14 protein-coding genes are annotated in these 14,140 nt (G+C 71.6%); 8 read left to right on the forward strand and 6 right to left on the reverse strand.

Features of this window, described 5'->3' with window-relative positions:
• The coding region (locus IF655_RS31500; protein WP_277952688.1) for a hypothetical protein at window positions 1–1,695 on the reverse strand (1,695 nt) is incomplete at its 3' end.
• Window positions 1,696–2,025: 330 nt separating this feature from the next.
• Here IF655_RS31500 and IF655_RS16070 point away from each other — a divergent pair.
• From IF655_RS16070 to IF655_RS16080, 3 genes are all read left to right on the forward strand, one after another.
• Window positions 2,026–2,772, forward strand: a complete 747-nt coding sequence (locus IF655_RS16070) for a GPP34 family phosphoprotein (protein WP_199585488.1) — start codon at window positions 2,026–2,028, stop codon at window positions 2,770–2,772.
• A 201-nt stretch (window positions 2,773–2,973) separates the two neighbouring features.
• On the forward strand, window positions 2,974–3,831 hold the full coding sequence (locus IF655_RS16075; protein ID WP_199585489.1) for a helix-turn-helix transcriptional regulator: 858 nt from the start codon (window positions 2,974–2,976) through the stop codon (window positions 3,829–3,831).
• A gap of 188 nt (window positions 3,832–4,019) precedes the next feature.
• On the forward strand, window positions 4,020–4,211 hold the full coding sequence (locus tag IF655_RS16080; protein ID WP_018548243.1) for a DUF397 domain-containing protein: 192 nt from the start codon (window positions 4,020–4,022) through the stop codon (window positions 4,209–4,211).
• 226 nt (window positions 4,212–4,437) lie between these two features.
• Here IF655_RS16080 and IF655_RS16085 read toward each other — a convergent pair whose 3' ends face one another.
• Window positions 4,438–4,944 (reverse strand): glutathione peroxidase, encoded by a 507-nt coding sequence (locus tag IF655_RS16085; RefSeq protein ID WP_242488761.1) that lies wholly within the window; start codon window positions 4,942–4,944, stop codon window positions 4,438–4,440.
• Between the two features lie 47 nt (window positions 4,945–4,991).
• Window positions 4,992–5,975, reverse strand: coding sequence for a helix-turn-helix domain-containing protein (locus IF655_RS16090; RefSeq protein ID WP_199585490.1), 984 nt, complete (start codon window positions 5,973–5,975; stop codon window positions 4,992–4,994).
• Window positions 5,976–6,051: 76 nt separating this feature from the next.
• On the opposite strand from IF655_RS16090, the gene IF655_RS16095 reads away from it, so the two are divergent.
• Window positions 6,052–7,278: an MFS transporter gene (locus tag IF655_RS16095; RefSeq protein ID WP_199585491.1), complete on the forward strand. Its 1,227-nt coding sequence runs from the start codon at window positions 6,052–6,054 to the stop codon at window positions 7,276–7,278.
• On the opposite strand, the gene IF655_RS16100 is transcribed toward IF655_RS16095, so the two are convergent.
• A complete protein-coding gene (locus IF655_RS16100; RefSeq protein WP_199585492.1) occupies window positions 7,187–8,125 on the reverse strand; it encodes a slipin family protein in 939 nt (312 codons plus the stop codon). The genes IF655_RS16095 and IF655_RS16100 overlap by 92 nt on opposite strands.
• Before the next feature lie 150 nt (window positions 8,126–8,275).
• On the opposite strand from IF655_RS16100, the gene IF655_RS16105 reads away from it, so the two are divergent.
• Window positions 8,276–8,638 (forward strand): TraR/DksA C4-type zinc finger protein, encoded by a 363-nt coding sequence (locus IF655_RS16105; protein ID WP_199585493.1) that lies wholly within the window; start codon window positions 8,276–8,278, stop codon window positions 8,636–8,638.
• 16 nt (window positions 8,639–8,654) lie between these two features.
• Here IF655_RS16105 and IF655_RS16110 read toward each other — a convergent pair whose 3' ends face one another.
• The gene (locus tag IF655_RS16110; RefSeq protein WP_199585494.1) at window positions 8,655–9,254 is read right to left on the reverse strand and encodes a TetR/AcrR family transcriptional regulator; all 600 of its coding nucleotides are present in this window, start codon (window positions 9,252–9,254) and stop codon (window positions 8,655–8,657) included.
• Between the two features lie 134 nt (window positions 9,255–9,388).
• Between IF655_RS16110 and IF655_RS16115 the strand changes: the two genes are divergently transcribed.
• Window positions 9,389–10,039 (forward strand): peroxiredoxin-like family protein, encoded by a 651-nt coding sequence (locus IF655_RS16115; protein ID WP_199585495.1) that lies wholly within the window; start codon window positions 9,389–9,391, stop codon window positions 10,037–10,039.
• 2 nt (window positions 10,040–10,041) lie between these two features.
• Here IF655_RS16115 and IF655_RS16120 read toward each other — a convergent pair whose 3' ends face one another.
• Complete coding sequence (locus tag IF655_RS16120) at window positions 10,042–11,550, reverse strand: SulP family inorganic anion transporter (protein ID WP_199585496.1); 1,509 nt, start codon at window positions 11,548–11,550, stop codon at window positions 10,042–10,044.
• A 210-nt stretch (window positions 11,551–11,760) separates the two neighbouring features.
• Between IF655_RS16120 and IF655_RS16125 the strand changes: the two genes are divergently transcribed.
• Together IF655_RS16125 and IF655_RS16130 are read left to right on the forward strand one after the other, a co-directional pair.
• On the forward strand, window positions 11,761–13,371 hold the full coding sequence (locus IF655_RS16125) for a molybdopterin-dependent oxidoreductase (protein WP_199585497.1): 1,611 nt from the start codon (window positions 11,761–11,763) through the stop codon (window positions 13,369–13,371).
• Window positions 13,372–13,463: 92 nt separating this feature from the next.
• Entirely contained in the window at window positions 13,464–14,126 is a 663-nt protein-coding gene (locus IF655_RS16130; RefSeq protein ID WP_199585498.1) for a fasciclin domain-containing protein, read from the forward strand.
• The last annotated feature ends 14 nt before the right edge of the window (window positions 14,127–14,140 follow it).

The raw sequence follows: 14,140 nt of genomic DNA on the forward strand, positions 1-14,140 counted from the left end.
GGCGGCGTCGCCCTCGACCTTGTCGGTGGGGCTGGGCTTGGTGCCGGAGGTGGGCTTGTCGGCCGGTCCCTGCTTGGGGGCGGGGGAAGACTTACGGTCGGAGCTGTCGGCGGAGCCGGACTTCTCGTCGTCCCTGTCCGAGGGGGCGGCGTCGCCCTCGACCTTGTCGGTGGGGCTGGGCTTGGTGCCGGAGGTGGGCTTGTCGGCCGGTCCCTGCTTGGAGGCGGGGGAAGACTTACGGTCGGAGCCGTCGGCGGAGCCGGGCTTGGCGCTGGTGGCAGCCTCCGGCTGGGAGGCAGAGGCGGTCTTGCCACCGGGAGCGTCCTGACCGGGCTTGTCGGCAGACTCCGACTCGGAGGCGGAGGTGTCCTTGTCGCCGGAGGCGGTCTTCCCGGTCGGGGTGAACTTGTCGTCGAGTTTGGTACCGGGAGCCGACTCGTCTTCGACCTTCTGCCCGGAGGCAGACTTCACAGCGGGGCTGGACGCGGAGCCGGACTTGGCGTCGTTCCGCCCGGCGGCGCCGGACACGGTGCTCTGGGCCTTGTCGGCGGGGCTGGACGCCGCGCCGGAGGCGGGGGAGGCAGTACCAGCGGAATTGCCCTTGGCCTTCTCGGCAGACCGCCACCGGGAGCCAGCGGCGGACGTGCCGTCGGCGCCGGAGGCGGGCGCGGCAGCACCGGCGGACTGCGGCTTGGAGGCGGGAGTGGGCGAGCCGTCGGAGGTCGGCTTCTGACCGGGGTCGGTCTTGGCGTCGGAGGCGGCAGCCTTACCGGCGGCGCCCGGCTTCTCGGCAGACCCCGACCGGGAGGCAGAGGCGGACTTGCCCTCGGCGGAGCCGGACTTGGCGTCAGGCGTTTCCGTAGCCGCAGGCTTGTCGCTCGCCTCGGAGGCGCGATCGGCACCCGAAGCGGAACTACCCTTGCCCGCGCTGGAGGAGCCCCCGTCGGACCCCTTGGACGCGCCAGCGGAACCGTTGCCGCCCGAGGCGGAACCATCCCTGCCCGTGCGGGGGGAGCCCTCGCCCGCGCCAGCGGAATCGTCGCCGCCCTTGGGGGCGCTGTCGGCGCCCGAGGCGGAAGCGCCGTTGCCCGAGCGGGAGGAGCCCCCGTCGGACCCCTTGGACGCGCCAGCGGAACCGTTACCGCCCTTGGGAGCGCTGTCGGCGCCCGAGGCGGAAGCGCCCTCGGCAGCACGGGAGGAGCCCTGAGCCGCGCCAGCGGCACCGCTGCCGTCCTCGGCGGAGTCGTCGGCGCCCGAGGCGGAACCACCCTTGGTCGCGCGGGAGGCGCCCCCTGCGGGGCTCTTGGGGGCATCGGCAGCCCCGGAGGGGGAACCGCTGCGCTCGGCCGCGTCAGCGGAAGCCTCGCTGCTCTCGGGAGCGTCCTCGGCGCCGGAGGCGGACGGCTCGGAGGCGTCAGCGGCGCGCGAAGCGGAGCCGCCCTTGGCCGCGGCAGCGGAACCCGCGGAAACGTTGTCGCCACCGCTCCCGGAGCGGGACTTCTCCGAAGCCGTCTCGGTGGAATCGTCCTTGCCCTCAACGGAGTTGGGACCCGCAGCCGTGCCGGACGCATCGTCGTTCCTGCCCGCGCCCTTGCCGGAGGCGGACCCCTCCGAAGTCTTCCCGCTGCCGAACCTGCCGGAGGCAACCCCGCCGGAGTCCGCACCCGCACCCCCGCCGGAGGCAGACGTACTCACCCCGCCCGCAACGGAGTTGGCGCCCCCCTTCGCCCCCGCCCCCGCGGACCTCTCCTCGGACTCGGCCGAATCCACCCCCTCCGCCGAACCGACGGAGTTTCCCTGCTTCGACCTGTCGGGGGACTCGCCCGCCACCGATGCCTCCTCCATGCGCCGCACGCTCGCCGCGCGCCCTGTCCGAACCATGTACCAGTGTCCTGTGTGGGGGCTTGCCCAGGGTGGTAGACGAGAACGACATACCTACCGGTTCCCCCACGAACCGGGCACGCACCCTCGACAGATGAATGTGAGAGGCGTCACCCTGTCATTCATCCACGCGGGGAGGCATGGATGGGCAGGAGCCGCAGAACACTTCCGGAAGAGCTTCTGCTGCTCGCACTGGACCCGGCCACGGGTACCACTGCGCAGCCGCAGTCGCTCGACCTCGGTCTGGCCGGTGCACAGCTAGTGGAGCTGGCGCTGGCCGGACGGATAGCCCCAGACGGGGATCGTATCGCCGTGGTGGTGCCACGGCCGACAGGAGATCCGACTCTGGACAGCGCGTTGGAGCTGCTGCGCAGGCGCGGCGCTCCGGTGCGTGCCGTCCATTGGATCGGCGGCCCACGCCTGGGCCTGCGCCAGACCTACCTTTCCCACCTCGAACGGTGCGGAATGGTCGCCGCGGTGCCGGGCCAGATGTGCGGGGTGCTGCCGACGACGCGGTACCAGGCGACGGACACGGCGATCAGCCGGGAGATCCGTTCCCGTCTGGACGCCGCGATCCGCACCGGCGTACCACCGGACCCGCGGACCGCCGCGCTCGCCGCGCTGGCGCACGCCGTCGGTCTCGGCAAGCATCTGTACCCGGGCAACGAGGGCCGCTCGTCCCGTTCCCGGCTGCGCGACCTCATCCGGCACGACCCGATGGGCGGGCTCGTCGCCCACGCCGTCATGGACGTGCAGAACGGTGCCGCCGCGCAGCCGCGCCGGGGTCCGGCAGGGCCGCCGCGGCCGAGCGGTCCCGCGCGCGCCGAACCGGCGCGCGGGGTGCCGATGCAGCCGCATCACGGCTCCATGGCACGGGCCGCCGCGCACTGAATCCACGCGTACGGCCGACGACAGGCGGTGGGGCGAACGTCGCCCCGCCGCCTCGGCGTTCACCCGAATCATGTCCGAACTGACGCGTACGCGCCGCATATCCGATGTTTTCCAGCGCTGGAAAGCACTGTGGTGGCAGTCTGCTGAACAGCAGATACACAAAGTGTCAGGAACAGGCAGGCAGCCGGAGGTGCGCTCACCGTGGCGTCCAATGTCAATCCCACCGTCAGGCGGCGCCGTCTCGGCCAGGAGCTGCGCAGACTCCGTGAGCAGAAAGGTATGACCGCCGAAGAGGTGGCCGACCGTCTGCTCGTGTCGCAGTCGAAGATCAGCAGGCTGGAGAACGGCCGCCGCAGCATCAGCCAGCGCGACGTGCGCGACCTGTGCGGGGTCTACGAGGTCGAGGACCAGCGGGTCGTCGACTCGCTGATGGAGATGGCCCGCGACTCCCGCCAGCAGGGCTGGTGGCACACCTTCGGGGACATCCCGTACAGCGTGTACATCGGTCTGGAGACGGACGCGCAGTCGCTGCGCGTCTACGAACCCCAGTTGGTGACGGGTCTGCTGCAGACCCGCGCGTACGCCGAGGCGCTCGTGCGCGGCGCGCTGCCGGAGACCTCGACCGCCGAGATCGACAAGCGGGTCAACGTCCGTATGCGCCGGCAGGAGCGCGTCACCGCGGAGAACAACCCGCTGCGCCTGTGGGTCGTCCTGGACGAGGCGGCGCTGCACCGGGTGGTGGGCAGCAGGCTGGTGATGCGCGAGCAGTTGGAGCACCTCATCGAGATGTGCCAGTTGCCCCATGTCACCGTGCAGGTCCTGCCGTTCGAGGCGGGCGCCCACCCGGGGCTCAACGGCCAGTACGCCATCCTCGAGTTCGCCGACGCGGCCGACTCCAGCGTGGTCTACCTGGAGGGCGTCACCAGCGACCTGTATCTGGAGAAGGCGCCCGACGTGCAGAAGTACGCCGTGATGTACGAACATCTGCGGGCACAGTCCCTCAGTGTGGAACATTCCCGGGAGTTCATCGCGAAGGCGGCCAAAAACTTCGCGGACTGAGGTCGCCGGACAGGCGGCGAGGGATCGTACACCGTCGGACCGCCCGAGCGGAGGCGCGTTTGGAATATGCCATCCGCTCGGGTGAACGGCCCAGCCGCGGAAGCCTGTTGCCGGGTAGCGTCGATCACGCCAATCGATCGACAGGGTTGGCGTGAACCGCACCACCGCAACTCGCAACAGGAGTGGACATGGCACTGATTCAGGGCGCTTCGGAGACGTGGATGAAGTCCTCCTATTCCGCGGGCAACGGCGCCTGCGTCGAGGTCAAGTCGCCGACCGCCGCCGAACTCGCCGTTCGCGACTCCAAGGTCACCGAGGGGCCCGTGCTGGCCTTCCCGGCCACGGCCTGGAACACCTTCGTGGCCTCGGTCAAGGCGTAAGGGACCGTTCCCGGTCCTCCGCCCTCGTAGAAGCGCGAACCATGCTTCGACGACAACAGCACACGCACCACCCCGCGAAGCCCTCTCGGCCTGACGCCGTCCTCGCCGAGGGGGCTCCGCGTTTCGAGTGAGCGACCTCGGTCGTCCGGACACCCGCACGCCGGCCTCCCCGCCAGCACCTTCCGTGTCCGGACCGACCCGGGCCGGGTCCGACCGGGGCGAGCGCTCAGCCGAGCTGGGACTCGATCGCGGTCACGATCTCCGCCGACTCCGGCTCCGCCTGCGGGGAGAAACGGGCGACGACGGCGCCATCGCGTCCGATCAGGAACTTCTCGAAGTTCCAGCGGATGTCACCGGTGTGGCCCTCGGCGTCCGCGAAGTCCACGAGCCGCTGGTAGAGCGGGTGCCGGTCGGCGCCGTTCACCTCGACCTTCTCGGTCAGCGGGAAGGTCACGCCGTACGTCGCCGAGCAGAACTCCGCGATCTCCTCGGCGGAGCCGGGCTCCTGCCCCATGAACTGGTTGCAGGGCACCCCGATCACGGTGAACCCGCGGTCGCGGTAGCGCTCCTGCAGCCGCTCGAGACCGGTGTACTGCGGGGTCAGCCCGCACTTGGAAGCCACGTTCACGATCAGGACGGCGCCGCCCGCGTACTGCGCGAGATCGGCTTCGCCGCCCTGGAGGGCGCCGATGGGGGTGTCCAGTACGGCGGTGTTGTCATCGGTTGTCGTCATGGGCGGATGCTAACCGGGTCAGTGGTCGCCGGGGACGACCAGCCCGGTCACCCGGCCGTACCGGCGGACCGCCCCGCCGCCACCAGCCCGTCCCCCGCCGCCGTGCGCTCGTAGAGCACCGAGCGACCCGCCCGGCGCCGGACCAGCAGCCCCGCGTCCAGGAGCACCTTCAGATGGCGGCCGACCGAGCCGAGGCTCTGCCCGGTGACGGCGGTGAGCTGGGTGGTGCTCATGGGGGAGTCCAGGAGGAGCAGGACGCTCGCGCGGGCGGGACCGAGCAGGGTCGCCAGGGCGGCGGGTGCCGAGCGGTCCCGGTGCCAGGCGAGGGAACCGGCGCAGGGGTAGACCTTGGCGTAGCGCAGCCCGTCCTCCCAGCACACCCAGCCGCCGCGCTGCGGGGTCACGGGGACGAAGGACAGCTCGGCGCCCGTGATGTCGCGCGGGGGATACGCCTGAAGGTTGACCTGGAGGCGGCTGTCCCCGAGCCACCGCGTCCGCCCCGGTCGCAGCGAGTCCAGCACCCCGGCCCAGCCGTCCCGGCTCACCCGCGCCGTGCGCGCCAGCACATCCGCCTCCAGGACCTTCCGGCGCCGCTCCCAGGTGGGGCGTACCGTCTCCTCCCACACCCACTCCAGGAGCGCGGCAGCCCGCTCGGGCAGGTCGTCGCGCTCCAGTACGGCGGGGAGCGGACCCTCGAGGGAGAGCAGGAGATGGGCGCGGGCGTCCGCCGGACGGGCGGCGCGTACCCGCGCGACCTCGGTGGCGAAGTCCTCGCCGGGGCGGGGCGCGGGGGTCAGGAAGTCGGCGGTCCAGTGACGGCCGAGCCCCGCCCGGACAAGGCGAGCGGTGACCGGCTCCGACGCCAGCAGGGCGCGGTAGTCCGGGAGATGAGCCGTCAGCCACTCCCGCTCCCCGGGATGCGAACCGCTCCCCGTGTGCAGCAGCCACAGCGCCGCGAAGGTCTCGGCGAGCGGGGAGATCACGAACCGTCCGCGCGCGAGCGTGTCAGCGTCGAGCTGCCACCATCCCAAGTCGGCTCCCCCTCACGAGCTTTCGCGCACCGGCGAAACAATATCGGCGCGGAAGACGGCCTTTGAGACTCCCGGCATGTCCAGTTACCGATCCCTGTTCCGCACCCCGGAGTTCACCCCGCTCTTCCTCGGCTCCGCCGCCCAGACCGCCGCCCAGACCCTCGGCGGACTCGCCCTCGGCACCCTCGTCTACCGCGCCACCGGCTCCCCGCTGCTCGCGGCGGTCAGCATGTTCGGCTCCTCCCTCGCCCAGGTCCTCGGCGCGACCGTGCTGCTCTCCGGCGCCGACCGGCTGCCCCCGCGCACCGCCCTGTCCGTCATCGCGCTGACCTTCGCGGCGGGTACGGCACTCCAGGCGCTGCCCGGTCTGCCCACGGGCGTCCTCGTCCTGATCGTCCTGCTGCTCGGGCTCGTCGCCTCGCTCGGCGTCGGCGTCCGCTGGGGACTGCTGAACGAGATCCTGACCAAGGACGGCTATCTGCCCGGACGTTCACTGTTCAACATGATGAGCGGTCTGACGCAGATCACCGGGTACGTCACCGGCGGCGCCCTGCTGACCGCCCTCTCCCCGCGCGTCTGTCTGCTCGCCGCGGCGGCGCTGTATCTGGCGGCGGCGCTGCTGCTGCGCCTCGGTCTGACCCCGCGCCCGCCCCGCGTCGGCGGACGCCCGTCCCCGGCGGTGACCTGGCGCACCAACGCCCGCCTGTGGGCGGACCGTTCGCGCCGCCTGACCTATCTGGGGCTGTGGGTGCCCAACGGACTGGTCGTCGGCTGCGAATCGCTCTACGTGTCGTACGCCCCCGGCGCGGCGGGCACGCTGTTCGCCTGCGCGGCGCTCGGCATGTTCGCCGGGGACGTGTCCGTGGGGCGCCTGATCCCGCCCGTGGTGCGTACCCGCCTCGCGACGCCGCTGCTGCTCCTGCTGGCGGTCCCGTACCTGCTCTTCGCCGCGCACCCGCCGCTGCCGGTGGCGGTGGTGTGCGTGACGCTCGCCTCCGTCGGCTTCGGCGCGAGCCTGGTCCAGCAGGAGCGGCTGATGAGCCTGACCCCGGACGAACTCGCCGGTCACGCCCTGGGGTTGCACTCGGCGGGGATGCTGACCCTCCAGGGCGTGAGCGCGACGCTCGCCGGTGCGGTCGCCCAACTCATCTCTCCGGCAACGGCGATGACCGTGATGGCGGCGGCGTCCGCGACCGTGACGCTGGCCCTGGCTACGGCCGGCCGGAGTCTTCCCGCGGGCGCGGCTCGGGAAGCCGCTTGGCCTCGGGCGAGGTCAGCTCGGGAGCGGCGGGGGCAGGGGTGACCTCGGGAGCGGCAGCGACCTCAGGTGCCGACTGGGGCGCGGACGCACCGGAGTTGGCGCCGGAGTTGGTCCCAGCGCCGCCCCCGAACTGCTGCGCCGCCTTGTCGAAGTACCGCAGCAGCTCGACCGGGAACGGCATGACCAGCGTCGAGTTCTTCTCCGCTGCCACCTCGACGACCGTCTGCAGCAGCCGGAGCTGCATCGCCTCCGGCGTGTCCGACATGATTCGCGAGGCGTTGGCGAGCTGCTGCGCCGCCTGGAACTCGCCGTCCGCCGTAATGACCCGCGCCCGCCGCTCCCGCTCGGCTTCCGCCTGGCGCGACATGGACCGCTTGAGCGACTCGGGCAACTGGACGTCCTTGATCTCGACCCGGTCGATGTGGATGCCCCAGCCCGCCGCCGGGCTGTCGATCATCAGGGCGAGCCCCTCGTGCAGCCGCTCACGGTCGCTGAGCAGGTCGTCCAGGTCGCTCTTGCCGATGATGGAGCGCAGCGAGGACTGGGCGACCTGGCCGACGGCGAACACGTAGTCCTGCACCTCGATGGCGGCGCGCACCGGGTCGACCACCCGGAAGTAGACGACCGCGTCGACCTTCACCGAGACGTTGTCCTTGGTGATGCCCTCCTGGGTGGGCACCGGCATCGTGACGACCTGCACGTTCACCTTGCGCATCCGGTCGGCGAACGGCACCAGGAAGGTGATCCCCGGCTGCCGCGCCCCCGGCAGCGCCTTCCCCAGCCGGAACACCACCCCGCGCTCCACCTGGTTGACCACCCGCATCCCGCTCTTCAGCACGAGCAGCAGGAACACGGCCACGACCACCTCTGCGACGACGGCGCCGTCCATGGCACTCCATTCTCCGACGCGACTCCTCCGGTCGGCCCGGACAAGGAGAAGGACTCGACGGGGAGGCGCGCGGATGCGAGCGCACGGGTCATGACCGCGCAAAGAATCGCCGCACGGAATACGCCCGCGAAAGGCGTCGTTTGCGGTGGAATGACCGACTGGACGACGGAGGTCCGCGACCGCCTGGCGGCGGAACGCGAGGCCACGCACGCCCGGATCAAGGCGCTGAACAGGGACTTCCAGGCGATCGTCGAGGCGAACGCCCTGGTCGCGGTGGACGACGAACACGACCCGGACGGCTCCAGCACCGCCTTCGAACGAGCCCATGTCGCCTCCCTCCTCAAGCAGGCGGAGGCGCACCTGGAGACCCTGGACGACGCCCTGACCCGCCTCGCCGAGGGCACCTACGGACACTGCGAGACGTGCGGCGACCCGATCCCGCCGGAACGGCTGGCGATACGGCCCGCGGCGACCATGTGCGTGGAGTGCGCGGGCGCGAAGCGGCGGCGTTAGGGGGTGTGCGTGGGTCCTACGCCCCGGCGCCCGCCCCGATCGAGTCGAGGGCGACGGCGACGGTCCGGTGCAGCGTGGCGGGGTCGGCGCCGGTGCGGGAGCGGAGGTTGACCCCGTAGGCAAGCAGCGCGAGGAGTTCGGCGGAGGCGGCGGGATCCGTCCCGGGCGCGAGCTGTCCCCGGCGCTCGGCGCCCGCGAGGGCGGTGGCCATGGCGTCGCGCAGTTCCTGGTGGTGCCGTTCCAGCAGGGCGCGCACCTCGGGGTCGTCGTGCTCGGCACCGGCGTGCGCGTTGGCGATCATGCAGCCCCAGCGGGCGTACTCGCCCGTGCAGCGGACCTCGACGAGGGCGCCGAAGAACTCGGCGACGGCGGGCAGTCCCCGCCCGTCCTCGGTCAGGCGCCGGAACGCGGGCCAGGACCACTGCTCCACGTAGCGGCGCAGTGCGGCGCGGTACAGCTCCCGCTTGCCGCCGAACGTGGCGTACAGGCTGGACCGGTTGAGCCCGGTCGCCGTCACCACGTCCTGGATGCCGGTGGAGGTCACGCCCTGCCGCCAGAACAGCCGGACCACGGTGTCCAGGGTGGCGTCCGGGTCGAAGTGCTTGATGTCCGGCATGGTCCTGCCTCGTCCTCCTGAAGTCGCCCTGAAGGCATCTTGAAATGCCGATTCCAAGATACGCGCCCCGGATCAAGGGCAAGCGGCTATCTTGGAACGGTCGTTCCAAGACGAACCCGGGAGGGGCGAGAGCCATGACCACGCTCAACACCGAACTGCGTGCCTTCTACACCGCGCGCCAGCAGGACATCCCCGCCGAGATCCGCGAGGTCATGCGGCGCGCGGACGGGGAACTCGCCGCCTCCGGACAGGCGGACCGCGCCCTGACCACCGGCGACAAGGCACCCGCCTTCACGCTCACCACAGCCACCGGCGGCACGCTCTCGCTGGACGCGCTGCTCACCGAGGGTCCCGTCGTCCTGACCTTCTACCGCGGCGCCTGGTGCCCGTACTGCAACCTCGCGCTCCGCGCCCTCCAGCGGCACCACGAGGACATCACCGCGCGCGGCGCCCGGCTGGTGGCGGTCTCCCCGCAGGTCCCGGACGAGTCCCTCACCCTTGCCGAGAAGCACGCGCTGGACTTCGACGTGCTCAGCGACCCCGGCTCCGCCGTCGCGCGGCAGTACGGTCTCGCCTTCGACCTCCCCGACGACCTGGCCGCCGTCTACACCCGGCTCGGCATCGACCTCCACCGCTCCAACGGCGGCCACGCCCGCACGCTCCCGATCCCGGCGACGTACGTCATCGACGGCACGGGCGTGATCCGCTGGGCGTTCGTCGACACGGACTACACGAAGCGTGCCGAGCCCGGGGACGTCCTCGACGCCCTGGACTCCCTGCGCTGACGTCAGTCCTTCGCGGACAGCTCTCCGCTGAGCGTCCCGTGGATGCGGGCGCTCGGTCCGTTCAGACCCGTGATCTCGACCGTCTTGCCGCGCTGGGCGTACTTGGTCTCGACGGCGTCCAGCGCGGCGACGGAGGAGGCGTCCCAGACGTGGGCGGCGGAGAGGTCGATGACCACCCTGCCGGGGTCACCGGCGTAGTCGAAGCTGCCCACCAGCTCGTCGGAGGACGCGAAGAACAGGGCGCCGGTCACCCGGTAGACCACCGTGCCGCCGTCGGGGTCGGTGACGGCGGTGACTTCCGCGAGACGCGCCACGCGGCGGGCGAAGACAGCCATCGCGGTGAGCGAGCCGACCACCACCCCGACGGCGAGGTTGTGGGTGGCGACCACACACACCACGGTGATCACCATGACGGCGATCTCCCCGGCGGGCATCCGCCGGAGCGTCTTCGGCGCGATCGAGTGCCAGTCGAAGGTCGCGCAGCACACCATGACCATCACCGCGACCAGCGCCGCCATGGGGATGCGGGAGACGACCGGACCGAAGACGACGCACAGCGTCAGCAGGAAGGCGCCCGCCAGGAAGGTGGACAGCCGCGTCCGGGCGCCGGAGACCCGGACGTTGATCATCGTCTGGCCGATCACCGCACAGCCGCCCATCCCGCCGAGCAGACCGGTGACGATGTTGGCGATGCCCTGCCCGACGGACTCGCGGGTCTTCGAGGAGCGGGTGTCGGTGAGGTCGTCCACCAGCCGGGCGGTCATCAGCGACTCCATCAGACCGACCAGGGCCATCGCGAGCGCGTAGGGGGCGATGGTGATCAGCGTGTCCAGGGTGAACGGCACGTCCGGCAGCCCCGGTACCGGCAGGGACGACGGCAGCCTCCCCTTGTCGCCCACCGTCGGCACCGCGATCCCGGCGGCGACGGTGACCACGGTGAGCACGGCGATGGACACCAGCGGCGCCGGGACCACCTTGGTGACCTTGGGGAAGAGCACCATCAGCACCAGCCCGGCGGCGAGCAGCGGATACACCGGCCAGGGCACACCGGTCAGCTCCGGCACCTGCGCCAGGAACACCAGGATCGCCAGCGCGTTCACGAAGCCGACCATCACGCCGCGCGGCACGAACCGCATCAGCTTGGCGACGCCGAGCGCGCCCAGGACGATCTGGAAGACACCGGCCAGGATCACCGTCGCGATCAGATGACCGAACCCGTGCTCGCGGTTGACCGGGGCGATGACCAGGGCGACGGCGCCGGTGGCGGCGGAGATCATGGCGGGGCGTCCGCCGACCACGGCGGTGGTCACCGCCATCGTGAACGACGCGAACAGCCCGATGGCCGGATCGACCCCCGCGATCACGGAGAACGAGATCGCCTCCGGGATCAGCGCCAGGGCGACCACGAGCCCGGCCAGCACCTCGGTGCGCAGCACCCTCGGATCGGACAGCCAGGACGGACGGCTCAGACCACGCGACCACGCGGCCGGGGACGGTACGGAGGAGGGCAAGGGAAAACGAACCTGTCGTGCTCGGGAAAGAGGCAACTTTACCCGCGCCGACGAAGAGGGTCCGCGCCCTCGGGACCCCGAGCAGTCAGCCCTCGGGACCCCGAACAGGTAATACGTCGCCGCGCACCGGTCCGGATGGGTCCCGGAGCGTTTTTCACCTGATCCGGCGAACCCACCCATCCGCCCAGGTCACAGCGCCGGATTCCCCTCGTGAGAGACGAGGAGAAAGATCCCGCCGCCCGCCCGGGCACGCTGCGCCGGGCACTGGGCGCGCTCAGCGGGCTGCTCGCCGGATTCGGCGCGCTGGCGACGGCAGAGCTGGCGGCTGCCGCCGTACGTCCGCAGTCCGGACCCGTCGTCGCCGTGGGCGGCGCCGCCATCGACCGCACGCCCGCCGCCGTGAAGGACTGGGCGATCCGCCAGTTCGGCACCGCCGACAAGCTGGTGCTCCAGACGGGCATCGTGGTCGTGCTGGCCGTCCTGGCGGCGGGGCTGGGCGCGCTCGCCGTACGGTTCCGGCGCGCGGGCGCCGCCGGGGTCCTGCTCTTCGGGGTCGTCGGCGCGATCGCCGCGACCGGTCGCCCCGACTCCACGGGGCTCACCGACGCGTTGCCGTCCCTGCTCGGCGCCGTAACGGGAGCGCTGCTCCTGTACGCCCTCGCGGGGCGCCTCCGACACCAGCGGGACGAGTCCGACCCCACCGCCGACCCCGCCCCCGGAGCCACCGGCGCCTTCGACCGCCGGGGCTTCGTCCTCACGGCGGTGGCCACCGCGACCGCGTCGACCGCCGCCGGAGCGACCGGCAGGTACCTGAACGGAGCGAGCGGCAGGGGCGCCGTCGCCTCGCGCGCGGCCGTCGTCCTGCCCCGCCCCGGCTCACCCGCGCGACCCGTCCCCGCCCGCGCCGGTCTCCGCATCCCCGGGATCAGCCCGTTCGTCACCGGGAACACGGACTTCTACCGGGTCGACACCGCCCTGGTCGTGCCCAAGGTCGACGCGGGCACCTGGCGGCTGCGCGTGCACGGCAGGGGTGTACGACGACCCGCCGTCTTCACCTACGACAGCCTGCTGCGCAGGGAGCTGGTCGAGCGGGACATCACCCTGACCTGCGTCTCCAACGAGGTCGGCGGTCCCTACACCGGCACCGCCCGCTGGCTCGGCGTACGGCTCGCCGACCTGCTCGCCGAGTGCGGGGTGCGCCCGCCGTCGCAGGGCGGTCCCGCCGATCAACTGGTGGCGCGCTCGGTCGACGGCATGACGCTGGGCACACCGGTCGAGGACGTGCTGGACGGCCGCGACGCGCTGCTCGCCCTCGGCATGAACGGCGAACCACTGCCCTTCGCGCACGGCTTCCCCGTCCGCATGGTGGTGCCGGGACTCTACGGCTACGTCTCCGCCTGCAAGTGGATCGAGGACCTCGAACTCACCACCTTCGACGCCTACGACCCCTACTGGGTGAAGCGGGGCTGGGCGCGCCGGGCACCGGTCAAGACCCAGTCGCGGATCGACACCCCGAAGCCGTTCGCCCGCCCGAAAGCCGGTCCGGTGATGGTCGCCGGGGTCGCCTGGGCGCAGCACCGGGGCATCGACAAGGTCGAGGTACGCGTCGACGACGGTCCCTGGCAGGAAGCCCGGCTAGCGGAGGACGCCGGACGGGACACCTGGCGGCAGTGGTCCTTCCCCTGGCAGGCGACCAAGGGCGGACACACCCTCACCGTGCGCGCGACCGACCGCACCGGCGCCGTGCAGACCGCACGCCGTACGCGCACGGTCCCCGACGGCGCCAGCGGGCGGCACTCGGTGGTGGTCACCGTCGAGTGAAACCAGGGGCGTTCACGCCCCCACCGGACCAACTCCCTTTCCTTTCCACCCTGAACGCGGCAGTCCGCCGCACTCTCAAGAGGAGATCTCTGATGAACACCCGTGCCCGCCGTATCGCCGTCACCCTCGCCGCGACCGCGGTGCTGCCGCTGGCGCTGAGCGCCTGTTCCGGCTCCGGCGACAAGGACGGTGACTCCGGCAAGCCGAGCGCGTCGGGCAAGGCGTCCGCCTCCGCGTCCGCATCGCAGGACGGCGGGGACATGGGCGGTTCCGCCATGGGGCAGCCCTTCGGTTCCGCCTGTGCCGCCGTGCCGAAGAACGGCGCCGGTTCCTTCGACGGCATGGCCAAGGACCCGGTGGCCACCGCCGCCTCCCACAACCCCGCCCTGTCCACGCTCGTGTCGGCGGTCAAGAAGGCAGGTCTGGTCGACACGCTCAACAACGCCCAGGACATCACGGTGTTCGCGCCGACCAACGACGCCTTCAAGAAGATCCCGAAGGCGACCCTGGACAAGGTCCTGAGCGACAAGGCAGAGCTGACGAAGATCCTCACCTACCACGTTGTCGGCAAGCAGCTCATGCCCGCCGATCTGGCGAACGGCTCCTTCGACACCCTGGAGAAGTCGAAGCTGACGACCTCCGGCTCGGGCGAGTCGTACACCGTGAACGGCTCCTCGAAGGTCGTCTGCGGCAACGTCAGCACCGCCAACGCCCGTGTGTACATCGTCGATTCGGTCCTGATGCCGAAGAGCTGACGCCTTCACCGGAT

It is taken from the genome of Streptomyces sp. DSM 110735 (assembly GCF_016482685.1).
Lineage (GTDB): Bacteria > Actinomycetota > Actinomycetes > Streptomycetales > Streptomycetaceae > Streptomyces.